17 protein-coding genes are annotated in these 15,891 nt (G+C 69.1%); 8 read left to right on the top strand and 9 right to left on the bottom strand.

All coding sequences use genetic code 11. The features are described 5' to 3' along the window. Window positions 1–24 precede the first annotated feature (24 nt). From BLV57_RS41495 to BLV57_RS41485, 3 genes are read right to left on the bottom strand one after another with little or no spacing between them, the layout of a single operon-like run. Window positions 25–234, bottom strand: coding sequence for a hypothetical protein (locus BLV57_RS41495; RefSeq protein ID WP_091299974.1), 210 nt, complete (start codon window positions 232–234; stop codon window positions 25–27). Window positions 235–242: 8 nt separating this feature from the next. Beyond that, window positions 243–1,355: a fatty acid desaturase family protein gene (locus tag BLV57_RS41490; RefSeq protein WP_091299972.1), complete on the bottom strand. Its 1,113-nt coding sequence runs from the start codon at window positions 1,353–1,355 to the stop codon at window positions 243–245. Between the two features lie 11 nt (window positions 1,356–1,366). Next, entirely contained in the window at window positions 1,367–2,404 is a 1,038-nt protein-coding gene (locus tag BLV57_RS41485; RefSeq protein WP_091299970.1) for a ferredoxin reductase, read from the bottom strand. Between the two features lie 107 nt (window positions 2,405–2,511). Between BLV57_RS41485 and BLV57_RS41480 the strand changes: the two genes are divergently transcribed. The 5 genes from BLV57_RS41480 to BLV57_RS41460 all read left to right on the top strand — a co-directional run bounded on the left by BLV57_RS41480 (window position 2,512) and on the right by BLV57_RS41460 (window position 6,804). Continuing rightward, window positions 2,512–3,138 (top strand): TetR family transcriptional regulator, encoded by a 627-nt coding sequence (locus BLV57_RS41480; protein ID WP_245757742.1) that lies wholly within the window; start codon window positions 2,512–2,514, stop codon window positions 3,136–3,138. 165 nt (window positions 3,139–3,303) lie between these two features. Then, complete coding sequence (locus tag BLV57_RS41475; protein ID WP_091299968.1) at window positions 3,304–4,401, top strand: Re/Si-specific NAD(P)(+) transhydrogenase subunit alpha; 1,098 nt, start codon at window positions 3,304–3,306, stop codon at window positions 4,399–4,401. Next, window positions 4,401–4,697 (top strand): NAD(P) transhydrogenase subunit alpha part 2, encoded by a 297-nt coding sequence (locus BLV57_RS41470; protein WP_091299966.1) that lies wholly within the window; start codon window positions 4,401–4,403, stop codon window positions 4,695–4,697. Before BLV57_RS41475 ends, BLV57_RS41470 begins: the two co-directional genes overlap by 1 nt. After that, window positions 4,694–6,079, top strand: coding sequence for an NAD(P)(+) transhydrogenase (Re/Si-specific) subunit beta (locus tag BLV57_RS41465; protein ID WP_091299963.1), 1,386 nt, complete (start codon window positions 4,694–4,696; stop codon window positions 6,077–6,079). Before BLV57_RS41470 ends, BLV57_RS41465 begins: the two co-directional genes overlap by 4 nt. Next, a complete protein-coding gene (locus BLV57_RS41460; protein WP_091299960.1) occupies window positions 6,076–6,804 on the top strand; it encodes a lipoate--protein ligase family protein in 729 nt (242 codons plus the stop codon). Before BLV57_RS41465 ends, BLV57_RS41460 begins: the two co-directional genes overlap by 4 nt. Before the next feature lie 133 nt (window positions 6,805–6,937). On the opposite strand, the gene BLV57_RS41455 is transcribed toward BLV57_RS41460, so the two are convergent. Then, on the bottom strand, window positions 6,938–7,741 hold the full coding sequence (locus BLV57_RS41455) for a histone-like nucleoid-structuring protein Lsr2 (protein ID WP_245757741.1): 804 nt from the start codon (window positions 7,739–7,741) through the stop codon (window positions 6,938–6,940). A gap of 123 nt (window positions 7,742–7,864) precedes the next feature. Here BLV57_RS41455 and BLV57_RS41450 point away from each other — a divergent pair, with 123 nt between their 5' ends. Continuing rightward, window positions 7,865–9,256, top strand: coding sequence for a dihydrolipoyl dehydrogenase family protein (locus tag BLV57_RS41450; protein ID WP_091299956.1), 1,392 nt, complete (start codon window positions 7,865–7,867; stop codon window positions 9,254–9,256). A 104-nt stretch (window positions 9,257–9,360) separates the two neighbouring features. Here BLV57_RS41450 and BLV57_RS41445 read toward each other — a convergent pair whose 3' ends face one another. Next, entirely contained in the window at window positions 9,361–10,824 is a 1,464-nt protein-coding gene (locus BLV57_RS41445) for a hypothetical protein (protein WP_091299954.1), read from the bottom strand. 417 nt (window positions 10,825–11,241) lie between these two features. Here BLV57_RS41445 and BLV57_RS41440 point away from each other — a divergent pair, with 417 nt between their 5' ends. Both BLV57_RS41440 and BLV57_RS41435 read left to right on the top strand, forming a co-directional pair. Next, window positions 11,242–11,718 (top strand): DUF3145 domain-containing protein, encoded by a 477-nt coding sequence (locus BLV57_RS41440; RefSeq protein WP_091299951.1) that lies wholly within the window; start codon window positions 11,242–11,244, stop codon window positions 11,716–11,718. A 22-nt stretch (window positions 11,719–11,740) separates the two neighbouring features. Then, the gene (locus BLV57_RS41435) at window positions 11,741–12,316 is read left to right on the top strand and encodes a hypothetical protein (protein ID WP_091299949.1); all 576 of its coding nucleotides are present in this window, start codon (window positions 11,741–11,743) and stop codon (window positions 12,314–12,316) included. Window positions 12,317–12,373: 57 nt separating this feature from the next. Here the strand turns inward: BLV57_RS41435 and BLV57_RS41430 are convergent, their stop codons facing one another. The 4 genes from BLV57_RS41430 to BLV57_RS41415 all read right to left on the bottom strand — a co-directional run bounded on the left by BLV57_RS41430 (window position 12,374) and on the right by BLV57_RS41415 (window position 15,873). After that, the gene (locus BLV57_RS41430; RefSeq protein ID WP_091299947.1) at window positions 12,374–13,606 is read right to left on the bottom strand and encodes a beta-ketoacyl-[acyl-carrier-protein] synthase family protein; all 1,233 of its coding nucleotides are present in this window, start codon (window positions 13,604–13,606) and stop codon (window positions 12,374–12,376) included. A 36-nt stretch (window positions 13,607–13,642) separates the two neighbouring features. Beyond that, the gene (locus BLV57_RS41425; RefSeq protein ID WP_091299945.1) at window positions 13,643–13,888 is read right to left on the bottom strand and encodes an acyl carrier protein; all 246 of its coding nucleotides are present in this window, start codon (window positions 13,886–13,888) and stop codon (window positions 13,643–13,645) included. 69 nt (window positions 13,889–13,957) lie between these two features. Then, the gene (locus BLV57_RS41420; protein ID WP_091299942.1) at window positions 13,958–14,941 is read right to left on the bottom strand and encodes a beta-ketoacyl-ACP synthase III; all 984 of its coding nucleotides are present in this window, start codon (window positions 14,939–14,941) and stop codon (window positions 13,958–13,960) included. Further along, a complete protein-coding gene (locus BLV57_RS41415; RefSeq protein ID WP_091299941.1) occupies window positions 14,938–15,873 on the bottom strand; it encodes an ACP S-malonyltransferase in 936 nt (311 codons plus the stop codon). Before BLV57_RS41415 ends, BLV57_RS41420 begins: the two co-directional genes overlap by 4 nt. Window positions 15,874–15,891: the final 18 nt, after the last annotated feature.

Below are 15,891 nucleotides of genomic sequence, written 5' to 3'. Positions count from 1 at the left end.
GCTCCCGTACCGGCGGGGCGGGGGTCAGGGGTCGAGTTTTTCGGGGGTGGTGTCGTTGCGGGCGCGGGTGGAGGCCTCGCGCATCTCGATGACGTCGGTGATCCAGTCGCCGGTTTCGCGGGCGACGTCGCGGACCGCGCCGGTGATGATCGTCGCTATGCGGCCGATGTGCGTGGCCGCCGACTCGGTGATCTCCTGGATCGTGTCCTTGGTGCTCTCGAACTGGCCGACCATATCGTTTCCTAAGCCGCTCGGAGTGTGCTGCCGGACTCCACGGTACTGGTCCGCGGCGGCTCCCCGCCCGGCAAAGCCAGCTTGACGATCTTGCGGGCGACCGAGAGCAGCTGCTTGTGCAGGGGACCGGTGTTGTACGGCAGGCCGTACTTCTCGCAGATCGCGCGCACCTCGGCCGCGATCTCCGGGTAGCGGCGCGCGGGGATGTCCGGGAACAGGTGGTGCTCGATCTGGTGGGACAGGTTGCCGCTCATGATGTGGAACAGCTTCCCGCCGGTGATGTTCGCCGACCCGAGGATCTGCCGCAGGTACCACTGCCCGCGCGTCTCGGACTCGGTCTCCTCCTCGGTGAAGCTCTCGACGTCGGCCGGGAAGTGGCCGCAGAAGATGATCGAGAACGACCACAGGTTGCGTACCAGGTTCGCGGTGGCGTTGCCGAGGAACGTCAGCGGCGCCAGCGGGCCGGTGAGCAGCGGGAACAGCACGTAGTCCTTGCCGACCTGGCGCGCGGCCTTGCGGACCATGCGGCCGGAGACCTCCTTGGTGTCGGCCCAGCTGCGCTCGCCCTTGACGATCCGGTCGAACTCGAGGTCGTGCAGCATCACGCCCCACTGGAACAGGACCGCCAGCATCACCGCGTACACCGGGTTGCCCAGGTAGTACGGGTGCCATTTCTGCGCCGGGTCCATCCGCAGGATGCCGTAACCGATGTCGCGGTCCTTGTCGAGGATGTTCGTGTACGTGTGGTGGATGTAGTTGTGCGAATGCCGCCAGTTCTCGGCGGGCGCGACGGTGTCCCATTCGAACTGCTGCGAGCTCAGCGCCGGGTCACGCGTCCAGTCGTACTGGCCGTGCATGACGTTGTGGCCGATCTCCATGTTGTCCAGGATCTTCGACACCGAAAGCGCCGCGACCCCCGCGAACCACGCCGGCGGGAAGAAACCCGCGAAAAGCAGCGCGCGGCCGGTGATCTCCAGTGAACGCTGGGCCTTGATGACATTGTGGATGTAATCGACGTCCTCCTGGCCGAGCGAGGCGACGACGCGCTGGCGGACGGCGTCCAATTCGGCGCCGAATTCCTCGACCTGTGCCGGGGTGAGCCGGTCTTGCAAGCCGGTCATGGAAAGTCTCCTTAAGCGTTGATCTCGACGTCCCCGACGGGGACGGAAACGCACAGCTGGATTTCTTCGTTCTCTTCTTCGGAAAGCTCGCCCGTTTTCGCGTTGCGCACGCAGCCGGACGTCTTGACCTTCGTGCACGAGAAGCAGATCCCCATGCGACATCCGTGCTCCGGGCTCAGCCCGGCCTCCTCGGCCTGCTCCAGCAGCGGCTTGCCGGAGTTCGCGAACTCCTTGCCGCTGTGGGCGAACCGCACCTGGCCTTCGGCGGACGCGGTGTCGAACACCAGCGTCGGCGGGGTGAACTCCTCGGTGTGCAGGTGTTCACTCAAGCCTTCCTCGGCATACACCTCACGGACCGAGTCCATGAGCGGCTTGGGGCCGCACAGGAACGTTTCGGCGTCCCGGAACCACGGCGCGGCCTTCTCCAGGTGCTCCAGCGAGAAGAAGCCGTGCAGGTCGGCGCCGGAGCCGCCGGTGTACGCGAGCATCGTGTGCTCGCCCGCGTAGAGGACGTCGCCGGCGTCGTTCGCGTAGTGCAGGAACGCGAGTTCACCCGCGTAACCCTCGTCGCGCAGCGTCTGGAACATCGACCGCACCGGCGTGATCCCGCTGCCGCCGCTGATCAGCACGATCCGCGGCGGACGCGGCGACGGCAGGGTGAACGCACCGTCCGGTTCGGACAGTCCGAGCGTCATGCCGGGCCGCGCGGTGTCGTGCAGGAAGCCGGAAACGAGCCCGTCTCGCTTGATGGTGAGTTCGAGCAGGCCACGGGTGTGCTCTGAACACGCGGGGGAGTAGCAGCGGGTGCGCCGCACCCCGTCGATGTCGACCGTGATCCGCACGTACTGCCCGGCCGTGAAGCCGCGCCACGCCCGGCTGGGGCGGATCACGAGCGTCACGGTGTCGGCGGTCTGCCGCCTGACCTCGCGGATCTCGCCGCGGATCTCGCGGCGGACCAGCATCGGGTTGACGAGCTCGAGGTAGCGGTCCATGCCGTGCGGGGTGAGCAGCGCCTCGGCCACCGAAGCGAGCGTCTTGAGCGCTGGCATGCTTCACTCCTCAAAGTCAGTGAACAGTCGTACACTGAATAGTGCACCGCGTGACAACCGCGCTGTCAACTGGAAGGAGCTGTGATGTGGTCGATACCGTGAACACCGTGACCGAGCCGGTGAGCCGCCAGGAGCGCAAGCAGCGCACGCGTCAGTCCCTGCTGGACGCGGCGTGGGAACTGCTGGCCGTCCGCAGTTTCGACGCGCTCAGCCTGCGTGAGGTCGCGAAACGCGCGGGCATCGTGCCGACCGCCTTCTACCGCCATTTCTCTTCGATGGAAGAACTCGGCGTCACACTGGTGGAGCAGTCGATGCGCACGCTGCGCGGCATGATCCGCGAGGCCCGCACCAGGCCGACCCAGCCCAGCGAGATGATCCGGGCGTCCGTCCACACGCTCTACGAGCACGTGCGCGCGCACGAGGACCACTTCCGCTTCCTCACCCGCGAGCGCTACGGCGGCAACGAGCAGGTCGCCCGCGCGATCGCGGTCGAGCTGAAGCTGTTCTCCAGCGAGCTCGCCATCGACCTCGTCCGGCTCGAAAACCTGCGCGAGTGGAACTCCGACGACCTGCACATGATGGCGGACCTGATCGTCACCGCGATGCTCGCGACCGTCCTCGACCTGCTCGAGGCCCGCACGCGCGACAAGGACACCGATCAGGCGATCAAAACGGTCGCCGAGAAGCGGCTTCGGCTGATCTTCCTGGGTGTTCCCCACTGGCGGAGTTCGTAACCAGCATCTCTTGACCGGTCAACAGGGGCTCCCTGACCTCAGATTTAGGGGTCTCGAGCCGATGAACAGGGACCTTCGAACGTGGGAAGCACCCCGTGACCGTGGTACAAACTCCCGGTGATCGCGCCCATCGGGGCAGATCTTCAGTGCCGAGGAGGTCGCGGAGTGGCCGAAACCGAGCAGCTCACGGTCGGCGTCGTGAAGGAGTCCAGGTCCGGTGAACGCCGGGTCTCGCTCGTGCCCAAACTGATCGAACGCCTCACGAAGAGAGGCTTGCGGATCGTCGTCGAATCCGGGGCCGGTGAAGGCGCCTATCTCGCCGATTCCGTCTTCGAAGAAGCAGGCGCCGTCATCGGTGACGCCTGGGGCGCGGACATCGTGCTCAAGGTCGCGCCGCCGACCGCGGACGAGGTCGCGAAACTCAAGACCGGAACGCTCCTGATCGGATTCCTGAATCCCAGGTCCGATCCGGACGGCATCACCGCGCTGGAAAAGGCGGGAGTGCGCGCGTTCGCCGTCGAAGCCATTCCCCGTATTTCCCGCGCGCAGGCGATGGACGCGCTTTCGTCGCAAAGCGGTGTCGCGGGTTATCGCGCGGTTCTTCTCGCCGCCGAGAAATTGCCGCGGTTCTTCCCGATGCTCACCACCGCGGCGGGCACCGTCCCGCCCGCGAAGGTGCTCGTGCTGGGCGCCGGTGTCGCCGGGCTGCAGGCGCTGGCGACCGCGAAACGGCTCGGCGCGCAGACCACCGGCTACGACGTGCGGCCCGAGGTCGGCGAGCAGGTCAAGTCACTCGGCGCGAAGTTCCTGGAACTCGGCATCGAGGCTTCCGGTGAAGGCGGGTACGCCCGCGAGCTCACCGAGGAGGAGCGAGCCGAGCAGCAGCGCAGGCTCACCGACGCGATCACGAAGTTCGACGTCGTGATCACCACCGCGCTGGTGCCCGGCCGCAAGGCGCCGACGCTCGTCACGGCCGAAGCGGTCAAGGGCATGCCCGCCGGCGCGGTCGTGGTCGACCTCGCGGGTGAGTCCGGCGGCAACTGCGAGCTCACCAAGCCGGGCGAGGACGTCGTCGAGTACGACGTCACCATCACCTCCCCGCTCAACCTGCCCGCCGAGATGCCCGCGCACGCCAGCGAGCTCTACGCGCGCAACGTGACCGAACTGCTGGAGCTCATCGTCGACAAGGAGGGCAAGCTCGCGCTCGACTTCTCCGACGAGATCGTCGCCGGTGCCTGCGTGGCCGGGAAGGGAGCGGAGTAATGCTGGTGCAGAGCCTGGCCATCCTGGTGCTGGCCGGATTCGTGGGTTTCACGGTGATCTCCAAGGTGCCCAACACGTTGCACACCCCGCTGATGTCGGGCACGAACGCCATCCACGGCATCGTGCTGCTCGGCGGCCTGGTCGTGCTGGGCCTGTCGGCTGACGGCGTGCTCAACAAGATCCTGCTGGTGATCGCCATCGCGTTCGGCACGATCAACGTGGTCGGCGGGTTTCTGGTGACCGACCGGATGCTCTCGATGTTCAAGGACAAGAAGAAAGAGGGAGCCGACTCATGACGAGTTTCATCGCTGTCCTCTACATCATCTCCTTCGCCTTGTTCATCTACGGCCTGATGGGCCTGACCGGCCCGCGCACGGCCGTGCGCGGCAACTGGATCGCCGCCGTCGGCATGGGCATCGCGGTGGTCGCGACGCTGCTGACGCCGGGCATGAGCAACTGGGTCCTGATCATCCTGGGTGTCGCGATCGGCACCGTGGTCGGCGTCCCGTCGGCCCGCAAGGTCAAGATGACCGCGATGCCGCAGATGGTGGCGCTCTTCAACGGCGTGGGCGGCGGCGCGGTCGCGCTCATCGCCTGGGTCGAGTTCCGGTCCTCCGACGGTTACGCGCACGAGCCGAAGTACGTGGCCATCGCGTCGCTGTTCTCGGCGATCGTCGGTTCCATTTCGTTCTGGGGCTCGAACATCGCCTTCGGGAAACTGCAGGAGCTGATCTCCGGCCGCCCGATCAGCCTGGGCAAGCTACAGCAGCCGATCAACGCGCTGCTGCTGCTCGTCGCGCTGGGCTGCGCGGTCACCATCGGCTTCGGCGGGGACAGCGAACTGCTGATCCTCGGCCTGCTGATCGCCGCGGGCGTGCTGGGTGTCACCTCGGTGCTGCCGATCGGCGGCGCGGACATGCCGGTGGTCATCTCGCTGCTCAACGCCCTCACCGGGCTTTCGGCGGCGGCGATGGGCCTCGCGCTGAACAACACCGCGCTCATCGTCGCGGGCATGATCGTCGGCGCGTCCGGTTCGATCCTGACCAACCTGATGGCCAAGGCGATGAACCGGTCGATCCCGGCGATCGTCGCGGGCGGGTTCGGCGGCGGCTCGTCGGTCGCCAGCAACCGGTCCACGGAGGAACGCCCGGTCCGCAGCACCAGCGCGTCCGACACGGCCATCCAGATGGCCTACGCGAACAAGGTGGTCGTCGTGCCCGGGTACGGCATGGCGGTCGCGCAGGCGCAGCACCAGGTCCGCGAGATGGCGAAACTGCTGGAAGCCAAGGGGATCACGGTCGCGTACGCGATCCACCCGGTGGCCGGTCGCATGCCGGGGCACATGAACGTGCTGCTGGCCGAGGCCGACGTGCCGTACGAGCAGCTCAAGGAAATGGACGAGATCAACTCCGAGTTCGCCCAGACCGACGTCGCGCTGGTGATCGGCGCGAACGACGTCACGAACCCGGCCGCCGAGACCGACCCAGGCTCGCCGATCTACGGCATGCCGATCCTCAAGGTCAACCACAGCCGCTCGGTGATCGTCCTGAAACGCTCGATGAGCTCGGGCTTCGCCGGGATCGACAACGACCTGTTCTACGATCCGAAGACCAGCATGCTCTTCGGCGACGCGAAGTCTTCGGTGGGCGAGATCGTGGAGGAACTCAAAGCACTGTGACAGCGGGCGACATCAGCGCGGGGTCTTCGGATCCTGCCGAAAACCTCGCGCTGGACGAAGCCCTGCTGCGCGCCGCGCCCGCCGGGCCGCTGATCTGGATCTGGCGCAACCCGGCTTGCGTGGTCGTCGGGCGCGGGCAGAAGGTGCATCGCGAGGTGCGCACGGACGTCTGCGCCCAGGACGGCATTCCCGTGCTGCGGCGGGCCAGCGGCGGCGGCACGGTTTTTCACGATGACGGGAATTTGAACGTCACGCTGGTGCTGCCCGACGCGGGTGAGCGCCCGCTGGAAGCCATCGGTGAACTGATGAGCGGCGCGGTGTCCGAGCTGGGGCTGCCGCCCCGGCTCGGTGATCGCGGCCTGTTCATCGGCGAGGCGAAGCTGTGCGGGTTCGCGGTGTTCCGCACGAAGACGGGCCTGCTCGCGCATTCGACGCTGCTGGTGCACACGGCGGCCGAGCGCGTCGGGCGGTATCTGACCGGGCCGCCACCGGACCCGAAGCCGTTGGATTCGCATCGCAGCCAGGTCGCTTCGTTGGCGGAGCACGGCTTGCGGGCGGGCATCGCCGAGGCGGCGGCCGCGGTGCGGGTCGCGGCCGCCCGGCAGTTCGACGGGCTGGCCGCGCGGCCGCCCAGCGCCGAGGAACGGGACTGGCAGCGGCGGTTGCTGGACTCGCGGTACCGGTTCCCGGACTGGCACGCGGACGGCCGCCAGAAAGGGTCGTGAGTGTTTTCGCCGGTTAGAACCGGCCATACCACTCACGACCCCTGAACGCCGAAAGGGCCGCCCGGGAAGCATTGACTTCCCTGGGCGGCCCTCTTTTGGCCGGGATAAAGCGGGCTTTATCCCGGGGTGTGGCTTACTGCGCGGCCGAGAACTTGACCGGCGGGGCCTTGCGGATCGTGCGGGTCGTCTTCGCCGCCACCGGCTTGTCCGCCGCGACCGTCTTGGCGGCCGCGGGCTTGGCGGCGGTCTTCGCGGGAGCTTTGGCAGCCGGTGTCGTAGCGGCCGGTGCCTTGGCGGCTGGAGCCTTGGCCGCAGCGGTCTTCGCGGCGGGAGTCTTGGCGGCGGTGGTCTTCGTGGCGGCGGCGCGCGCGGCGGGCTTCGCCGCGGTCTTGGCTGCGGGTTTAGCGGTGGCCTTGGCGGCAGGCTTGGCGGCGGTCGCCTTGGCCGCGGGCTTGGCGGCCGGTGCCTTCTTGACCGCGGTCTTGGCAGCGGGCTTGGCGGCGACCTTCGCCGGGGCAGCCTTCTTGGCGGCGGCGGCCGGTGCGGCCTTGGCCGTCCTGGTGGTCTTGGCACGCGTGGCGGTCGCCTTGACCGGTGCGGCCTTGGCGGCGGCGGCGCGCTTCGGGGCCGCCTTCACCGGAGCGGCTTTCGCGGGGGCGGCCTTCTTCGCGACCGCGGTCTTCGCCGCCGCGGCGGCCTTCGGGGCCGCCTTCCGGCGCGAAGCCTTCGGCTGCGCGATGATCCGCGGTGCGCGCTTGCGGCCACCGACGCGGCGTCCGTTCGTCACGTAGGCGTCGAAGATCTCGCGTAGGTTTCCGGCGTTCTCGGCGGAAAGATCGATGTCGTACTCGATCCCGTCCAGGGCGAAGCTGACCGTTTCCTCGGCGGGTTCGCCGTTGAGGTCGTCCAGCAAATGCACAGCAGTGTTCTGGGCCACGAAAACTCCCGGGATGCTCGATCGAAGTCTGACTCTGCTGCAACCGGCCGTCGCCGAGTTCTCCAGCTCGCACGAGGATACCGCTGGGTTGCGCGAACGTGCGTGGTGGTGTGGATTGAAAGCATGTCCGTACAGACTTTTGACGTAGTGGTGATCGGCGCGGGGCCCGTCGGCGAGAACGCGGCGGCCAGGGCGGTGCGTGGCGGGCTGACCGCCGCGCTCGTGGAAAAGGAACGTTTCGGCGGTGAATGTTCCTATTGGGCGTGCATCCCGAGCAAGGCGTTGCTACGTCCGGGAAACGCGCTGGCGGCCGCGAAACGCCTGCCAGGCGTCCCGGTGGGTGACGCGCTCGACCCCGAGGCCGTGTTCGCCAGGCGCGACTGGTTCACGTCCAAAGGGGACGACACCGGCCAGTTCGACTGGGCGAGCGGCGCGGGGATCGAGCCGATCCGCGGCGAGGGGAAGATCACCGGCGTCAAGGAGGTCACCGTCGGCGAGCGGGTGCTCGTCGCGCGCCACGCGGTGATCGTCTGCACCGGCAGTGTCCCGGTGACCCCGCCGATCCCGGGGCTCGACGAGATTCCCGTGTGGGGTTCCCGTGAAGCGACTTCGGCGAGCGCGGTGCCCGCCAGGCTCGCGGTGCTCGGCGGCGGCGTGGTCGGCGTCGAGATGGCGCAGGCGTGGGCGCGGCTCGGCGCGAAGGTCGACCTCATCCTCACCGGGGCAAGGCCCTTGCCGAAACTGCCCGCGTTCGCAGGCGACGCCGTCGCGGCCGGGCTCCGTGCCGACGGTGTCACCGTGCACGCCGGCTCCGGGCTGGAGCGTGCGTCCCTAGTGGACGGTGCCGCGAAGCTCGAACTGCGCGGCGGTGTGGAGCTGATCGCCGACAAGCTGCTCGTCGCGACCGGGCGCCGTCCGGCCACCGGGAACCTCGGCGTCGAGTCGATCGGCCTGACGCCGGGCAAGCCGCTGACCGTCGACGACGCGGGCCGAGTGTCCGAAGTGGACGGAGGCTGGCTGTTCGCGGCCGGCGACGTCACCGGCCGCGCCCCGGTGACCCACCAGGGCAAATACGCGGCCCGTGCGGCAGGTGACGCCGTCGCGGCACTGGCGCGGGGCGAGGCGGTCAAGCCGGAGCCGTGGAGCGCGTACGCCGCGACCGCCGACCATCACGCGGTGCCCCAGGTGATCTTCACCGACCCGGAGGTCGCCTCGGTCGGCCTCACCTCGGCCCGCGAGGGCAAGCCGGACCGCGTGGTCGAAATCGACATCGCCGTCGCGGGCTCGTCACTGCACGCGGACGACTTCGCTGGCAAGGCCTCGATGGTCGTCGACACCGAGCGCTCGGTGCTGCTCGGCGTCACCTTCGCGGGCCAGGACGTCGCCGAACTCCTGCACGCGGCCACGATCGCGATCGTCGGCGAGGTCCCGCTGCACCGCCTGTGGCACGCGGTCCCCGCCTTCCCGACCATGAGCGAGATCTGGCTCCGCCTCCTGGAGGAGTACGGCCTCTGACCCTCCCCAGCCGTCGTCAAAGCCCGAAAGTGGCTTTCGTCAGATGCGATCTGACAAAAGTGGCTTTCGGGCTATCACACCTGACGAAAGTGGCTTTCGGGCTTTTAGACGTTGATGGGGAGGTCCAGGGCGGCTTTGGCGGCGCGCTGGAGGGCGGGGTCGTCCGGTTTGGACGGTCCGGGGAGCCAGGCGACCTGGACCAGGCGGACCGAGGTGCCGTCGAGCGAGCTGGCGTAGGCGGCGCCGTCGAATTTCGGGGCTTCGCCGGTCCACTTCCCGGTTTCGGTGGCGAGGTCGAGTATCCCGCCGCCGCCGGGGGTGTCGGCGACCGCCTTGAAGTCGGTCGCCTGCTGGGCGTCGGGGAATTCGATGATGCCGACGGTCGCGGCCGCCTGCCTGCCGTCGATGTTCGCCGCGAAACTGCCGCGCTTGACCGCTGTACAACTGGTGCGGCCCAAGCTCGCCTGCACATCGCCGAACGCGTGCGACGCGCATTTCTGGTCGGCGGCGGCGTCCTGCGGGGTGAACTGCAGGCTTTCGATCGGGCGGCTGCTCGACGGCGGCGCGACGCTCTTCGTGGGGGACGGGGACGCCTGCGGGGGCGGCGGGGTCTCGCCGCCGCCGCTCGCGACGAGGATCGCGGCGATCAGCAGCACGGCCAGCATCCCGATCGCGCCGATCGGGAGCCAGCGGACGAGCGAGGGTCTCCGCTTCACCGGCGGCGGAACCGGCGGCGAAACGGGCGACGAAACCGACTGAGGAACCGGCGCGGCCGGGGCGACAGGAGCGGCAGGGCGCACAGGCGGCGGAGCGACCGTCCGTGGTCTGGCCTCTTGCCGCGCCGGGGGAGCGGGCGGCGGCGCCGAAGCCACCGAAACCCGCTGCTTGCCGGGATGCGCGGCGGGCACCGTCGGGCTCAGCGCGATCAGCGGGTTCACGTGCACCACGGTCGGCTCGTCGGCGTGCTCGGCGAATCCTTCCCCGAGCAGCATTTCGTCCGGCAGCCGCGGCGTGTTGGCCGCGACCGTCTTCAGCACGCTGCGCGCCTGCCCGACGGACATCGCGCGCGGCGAGTCGGCCAGCGAGACCGTCGCGGCGTGCATGCTCGTCGGCGTCGGGTGCAGCACCCTCGTGCGCCCGGCCAGATCGGCGGCGGGCTGGTCGACGGCCTCGACGTACGGCCCGACCGCGATCACCGTGCTCAGCGTCGGCACGTCGGGGTGGGCCTCGGCGAGCTGGACGGCGACCGCCTTCGCCATGGCGAGCGCCCTGGTCGCCGGGTTGACCTCGTTCTCGGCGCCGACAAGGGGCCAGCCGTCGGCCTGCCACGCGCCTTCGAGCGGTGCCTCCAGCTTGAGCGCCGGGTCCGGCAGGTCGACGCCGATGACCATCAGGATTCCCCGTGGCAGCACCACGAACGCGTCGACCACCCGCTCGTCGCCGAACGGTTTGATGCCGGCCAGCGCGATACCGCCGACGACCGTGCTGCCCCGCCCGAGCGAGGCCAGTGCCGCGCGGATGTCCTCGGCCACCCGCGACGGCTGTGGCGCGAGACGAACCAGCCGCACGTCGCTTCCTCCCCGTTTTGTCGACACCGCCAGTTCACCACGCTAGCGTGCTGGGTGGGCACACCGGGGCAACATGGCCCGAACGTCCGGGTGACCTAAGTGGACACTCACCTTTTCCCGCTGGGTGAAAACGTCCGCTCATCGGTACCGCAGAACGCAAAAGACCGCCCGAAACAGTCCAACAGTGTAGTGAGCTTTCACCATCATCGGATGTGCAACTTGCGCGCGGGCTTCCCATTCGGGTGTGACTTGTGGGTTTCGTGTGGCCAAAGAGCACGTCTGGGGTGCAGAATGTGGTAGCCGTGCCGAAGACGTGCAACGAGTGAACCGGCAGCCGGGCTCGAGAGGTCGTAGGGGAAGACGCATCTCGTCGAGTAGCGGAGGTCAGCAGTGAGCACCCGTGGCAACACCCGAGGCATGGTGTACGTCCACTCGTCGCCGTCTGCGGTATGTCCGCACGTCGAGTGGGCACTTTCGGGCACCCTGGGCGCCCGGGTCGACCTGAAGTGGACGGCACAGCCGGCCAGTCCCGGTCAACTGCGCGCCGAGTGTGGCTGGCGTGCGCCTTCGGGCACCGGCGCGAAGCTGGCGTCCGCGCTGAAGGCGTGGCCGATGGTCCGTTTCGAAGTCACCGAGGAGCCGAGCGCCGGCGTGGACGGCGAGCGGTTCTGTTTCGCGCCCGGACTGGGCCTGTGGCATGGGCGGACGAGCGCCAACGGCGACATCGTCGTGGGTGAGGACCAGCTCCGTTCGCTGGTCGCGCGCAGCCGCGCAGGCGAGCACCTGGCGCACAAGCTCGACGAGCTGCTGGGCGCGAACTGGGACGAGGCGCTGGAGCCGTTCCGGCACGCCGGCGACGGCGCGCCCGTCACCTGGCTCCACCAGGTCGGGTAAAGCTGTTCGCTAGGGTGGCCGCGTGACGACCACCTCCACCCAGCGCTGGCTCATCCCCGCACTCATCGTGGTGGTCTCGTTGACGGTCGGCGGCGGCCTGCTCGCCCGCGAGCTCTACAGCCCGCCGGCGGCGGCCCCGATCGTCCCCGGCACGCTGCCGACGTCGGTCTCGCTGGCGCCGGAGGACCAGCCGGGCAGCGACGAGGTCTTCCTGACCGCGGACGCGGCGGCCCATCCCGACGGCGAAGGGGTGCGCGGCGCGCTGCAGATCTACTTCCGCTCGATCAATCAGAAGAACTACGACCTCTGGGCCAGCGTGGCCAGTGCCAAGCGGCTGAGCAGCAAGCCCCGGGACCAGTGGCTGGACGACTACAAGTCCACGAAGGATGGCAGCGTCCTGATCTACCGGATCGAGGCGCCGGTCGGCTCGCTGCGGGTGCTGGTCGGGTTCACGAGCACGCAGGCGGTCGAATCCGCGCCGGGTGACCTCATGGAGCCCTGTATCCGCTGGCGCGTCGTGCTGCCGATGGTCAACGAGAACGGCGCGTGGAAGATCGACCCGGCCGATGGGTCGACGCCGGAAAAGGAAAAGTGCTGACAGACGAAACGCGGTGACACCCGGACCGGGTGCCACCGCGTTCGCACAGCTGGAATATCAGGCGGGAACGAACGCCAGCGCCACGTTGTGGCCACCGAAGCCGAACGAGTCGCTGACCGCGGCCTTGAGGTCCACCTTGCGCGGCTCGCCGGAGACGACCTCCTGCACGACACCGGGGTCCTGGTTCTCCAGGTTCAGTGTCGCCGGGATGACGCTCTCCTTGATCGACAGCACCGTCGCGATGGCCTCGACCGCGCCCGCGGCGCCGAGCAGGTGACCCAGGTTGCCCTTGGGCGCGCTCAGCAGCGGGTGCTCACCGATGGCCTTGCGGATCGCCACCGTCTCGCCGACGTCGCCTGCCGGGGTGGAGGTGGCGTGCGCGTTGACGTGCCCGACGTCCTTGGGGTCGAGGCCGGCGGTGCGCAGTGCCGCGCTGATCGCCTTGGCCTGTCCCGTGCCCTCGGGGTCGGGTCCGGTGATGTGGTACGAGTCGGCACTGGTGCCGATCCCGGCCAGCCGTCCGTGGATGGTCGCGCCCCGCGCCTTCGCGTAGTCCTCGCGCTCCAGCACCATGACCCCGGCGCCCTCACCGAGCACGAAGCCGTCGCGGTTGATGTCCCACGGGCGCGAAGCGCGCTCGGGGTCGTCGTTGCGGGTGCTCATGGTCCTGGCCTGGGCGAACCCGGCCATGGTGATCGCGGCGATCGCGGCCTCCGCGCCACCGGCGACGACCACGTCGGCCTCGCCGAGCGTGATCATCCGCCAGGCCCAGGCGAGTGCCTCGGCGCCGGACGCGCACGCCGAAACGGGCGCGTGCACCCCGGCGCGTGCCTTGAGCTCCAGCCCCACGTGGGCGGCCGGGCCGTTCGGCATCAGCATCGGGACCGTCAGCGGCGAGACCTTGCGCAGGCCCTGCGTCTCCAGGAGGTCGTCCTGGTCGAGCAGGGTGTTCGCGCCACCGATGCCGGTGCCGATGATCACCGCGAGCCGGTCGGGGTCGACCGTGTCCTCGCCGTGCCCGGCGTGTGCCCACGCTTCGCGGGACGCGATGATCGCGACCTGCTCGCTGCGGTCGAGCCGTCGTGCCTGTACCCGCGGCAGCACCTCGGTGGGTTCCACCGCGAGCCTGGAAGCGATCTTCACCGGCAGGCCGAATCGCTCGACCCAGTCGGCCTCCAGCGTCTTCACGCCGCTGCGGCCTGCCAGCAATCCGTCCCATGTGGACGCGACGTCACCGCCGAGTGGCGTGGTGGCGCCGAACCCGGTGATTACGACGTCGTTCTTGCTCATGGGTTTCTCCCCGAGGTCGGCGCTTGGGAAACGGTCTTACTTGAGGTTGGCGGAGACGTAGTTCACCGCGTCGCCAACGGTCTTGAGGTTGGCCAGCTCGTCGTCCGGGATCTTGACGCCGAACTTGTCCTCGGCCTGGACGGCGATCTCGACCATGGACAGCGAGTCGATGTCGAGGTCGTCCACGAAGGACTTCTCGGCGGTGACGTCGTCCTGCGACACACCGGCGACCTCTTCGACGATCTCCGCGAGGCCCTCGAGGATTTCCTTGGTGTCAGCCATTGATGTTCCCTTTCATAGGTGTTTCTCGGTTGGCCTGTCCCCGGCGGGGTGCTGCCGGGGAAAGTGTTATCACGGGCAGATGAACGCTTGCCCCGCGTAGGACAGCCCCGCGCCGAAGCCGACGGCCAGCACGACGTCACCGGACTTGGCGGTGCCCGCCTTGCGCATGTGGTCGAGCGCCAGCGGGATCGAGGCGGACGAGGTGTTGCCCGAATAGGTGATGTCGTCGGCGACGACCATCTCCTCGCGCGCGCCGAGCTTGCGCAGCTTCTTCGCGATCGCGTCGACGATGCGCAGGTTGGCCTGGTGCGGGATCAGCACGTCCACATCGGACGGCTGCAGGCCCGCGAGTTCCAGCGCCCGCACCGCGATCGGCGCGATCTGCGTGGTCGCCCAGCGGAAGACCGACTGGCCCTCCTGGAAGATCCACTGGCCGTCGCGCAGGTAGATGCTCTCGACCAGGTCACCGGCACTGCCCCAGGCGACCGGGCCGATACCCGGCGTGTCGGAGCCGCCGACCAGCGCGGCGCCCGCGCCGTCGGCGAAGATGATCGCGTTGGCGCGGTCGGTGGGGTCGACCCAGTCGGTGAGCTTCTCGGCGCCGATGACCAGCACCTTGTTCGAGGAACCGGCGCGGATCAGGTCGGAGGCGACACCGAGGCCGTAGCAGAACCCGGCGCAGGCGGCGTTGAGGTCGAACGCGCCGGGCGCCTTGATGCCGATGCGGTCGGCGACCTGGGCGGCGGCGTTCGGGATCTGGCCCGGCATCGTGCAGTTGGGCACGATCACGGTGTCCACATCGGACGGGTCGACCCCGGCGTCCTCGAGCGCGCGCGTGCCCGCCTTGACCGCCATGTCGACGAGCAGCTCGTCCTTGTCGGCGAACCGGCGCTCGATGATGCCGACGCGGTCACGGATCCACTGGTCGTTGGTGTCCATGATCTTCGAGAGATCGTCGTTGGTCACCACGCGGTCGGGCTGGGTGCTGCCGACGCCGAGGATGCGCGTCGCGCTCGGCCCCTGCTTCAGCCGCAAGGTCGGTCGGTCTGTCACTGAGCGTCCTCCTGCTCGCGCAAGGCTGCCAGCTCGGCAGGGGTCTTCAGCGCGATGGTCTTGGTCACGGTTCCCTTGAGCTGGCGCTTGACGAGGTTGGTCAGCGTGCCTGCCGGGGGCAGTTCGAGTGTGCTGGTGACGCCGAGGGACACCAGGCCTTCCATCGTCAGGTCCCACCGCACCGGGCTGGTGACCTGGGTGATGAGCCGCTCGAGGTACTCCGCGCCACTGGTGACGACCTTACCGTCCGCATTGGACAGCAGCGGCCTGGTCGGGTCGGCGGGGGTGATCCCGGCGGCGTAGGCACGCAGCGCCTCCTCGGCGGGTGCCATGTAGTGCGTGTGGAAGGCGCCCGCGACCTTGAGCGCGCGGACCTTGGTGCCCTCCAGCGGCGACGCGAGGATGCGCTCGATCGCGTCGGCGGCGCCGGAGGCGACGATCTGGCCCGCGCCGTTGCGGTTCGCGGCGGCGAGGCCGTGGTCGCCCAGCCAGGCGACGATCTGCTCGGGGTCGCCGAGCATCACCGCGGCCATGCTGGTGGGTTCGAGTGAGCACGCCTTGGCCATCTCGGCGCCGCGGACGGCGGCGAGCGCGACGGCGTCCTCGGCGGAGAAGACCCCGGCGACGGCGGCCGCGGCCAGCTCGCCGACCGAGTGCCCGGCGACCGGGGTGCCGGACGGCAGGCCCAGCTTGGCGACCTGCTCGTAGGCGAGCAGCGCGTTCGCGACGATCAGCGGCTGCGCGATCGCGGTGTCCTGGATCTCTTCGGCGGGCGAGTCCGTACCCAGCTTGGCCAGGTCCAGTCCCGCCCGCTCCGACCAGCGCTCGACGAGTGCGCGGGCACCGTCGAGTTCGAGCCACGGAGCCAGCATTCCGGGAGCTTGGGAGCCCTGTCCTGGGGCGAGTACGGCAGTCACCCTCTTAGGGAACACGGTGCGCAGCCATGGTCG

The organism is Amycolatopsis xylanica, assembly GCF_900107045.1.
Classification (GTDB): domain Bacteria; phylum Actinomycetota; class Actinomycetes; order Mycobacteriales; family Pseudonocardiaceae; genus Amycolatopsis; species Amycolatopsis xylanica.
The sequence above is the reverse complement of the archived record's forward strand: the minus strand, read 5'-3'. Positions and strand labels throughout refer to the sequence as shown.

Excerpts from the sequence above, each read along its gene's own strand:
- BLV57_RS41495 (WP_091299974.1), bottom strand. The coding sequence starts at position 234 with ATGGTCGGCCAGTTCGAGAGCACCAAGGACACGATCCAGGAGATCACC.
- BLV57_RS41490 (WP_091299972.1), bottom strand. The coding sequence starts at position 1,355 with ATGACCGGCTTGCAAGACCGGCTCACCCCGGCACAGGTCGAGGAATTC.
- BLV57_RS41485 (WP_091299970.1), bottom strand. The coding sequence starts at position 2,404 with ATGCCAGCGCTCAAGACGCTCGCTTCGGTGGCCGAGGCGCTGCTCACC.
- BLV57_RS41470 (WP_091299966.1), top strand. The coding sequence starts at position 4,401 with ATGCTGGTGCAGAGCCTGGCCATCCTGGTGCTGGCCGGATTCGTGGGT.
- BLV57_RS41465 (WP_091299963.1), top strand. The coding sequence starts at position 4,694 with ATGACGAGTTTCATCGCTGTCCTCTACATCATCTCCTTCGCCTTGTTC.
- BLV57_RS41450 (WP_091299956.1), top strand. The coding sequence starts at position 7,865 with ATGTCCGTACAGACTTTTGACGTAGTGGTGATCGGCGCGGGGCCCGTC.
- BLV57_RS41440 (WP_091299951.1), top strand. The coding sequence starts at position 11,242 with ATGGTGTACGTCCACTCGTCGCCGTCTGCGGTATGTCCGCACGTCGAG.
- BLV57_RS41430 (WP_091299947.1), bottom strand. The coding sequence starts at position 13,606 with ATGAGCAAGAACGACGTCGTAATCACCGGGTTCGGCGCCACCACGCCA.
- BLV57_RS41425 (WP_091299945.1), bottom strand. The coding sequence starts at position 13,888 with ATGGCTGACACCAAGGAAATCCTCGAGGGCCTCGCGGAGATCGTCGAA.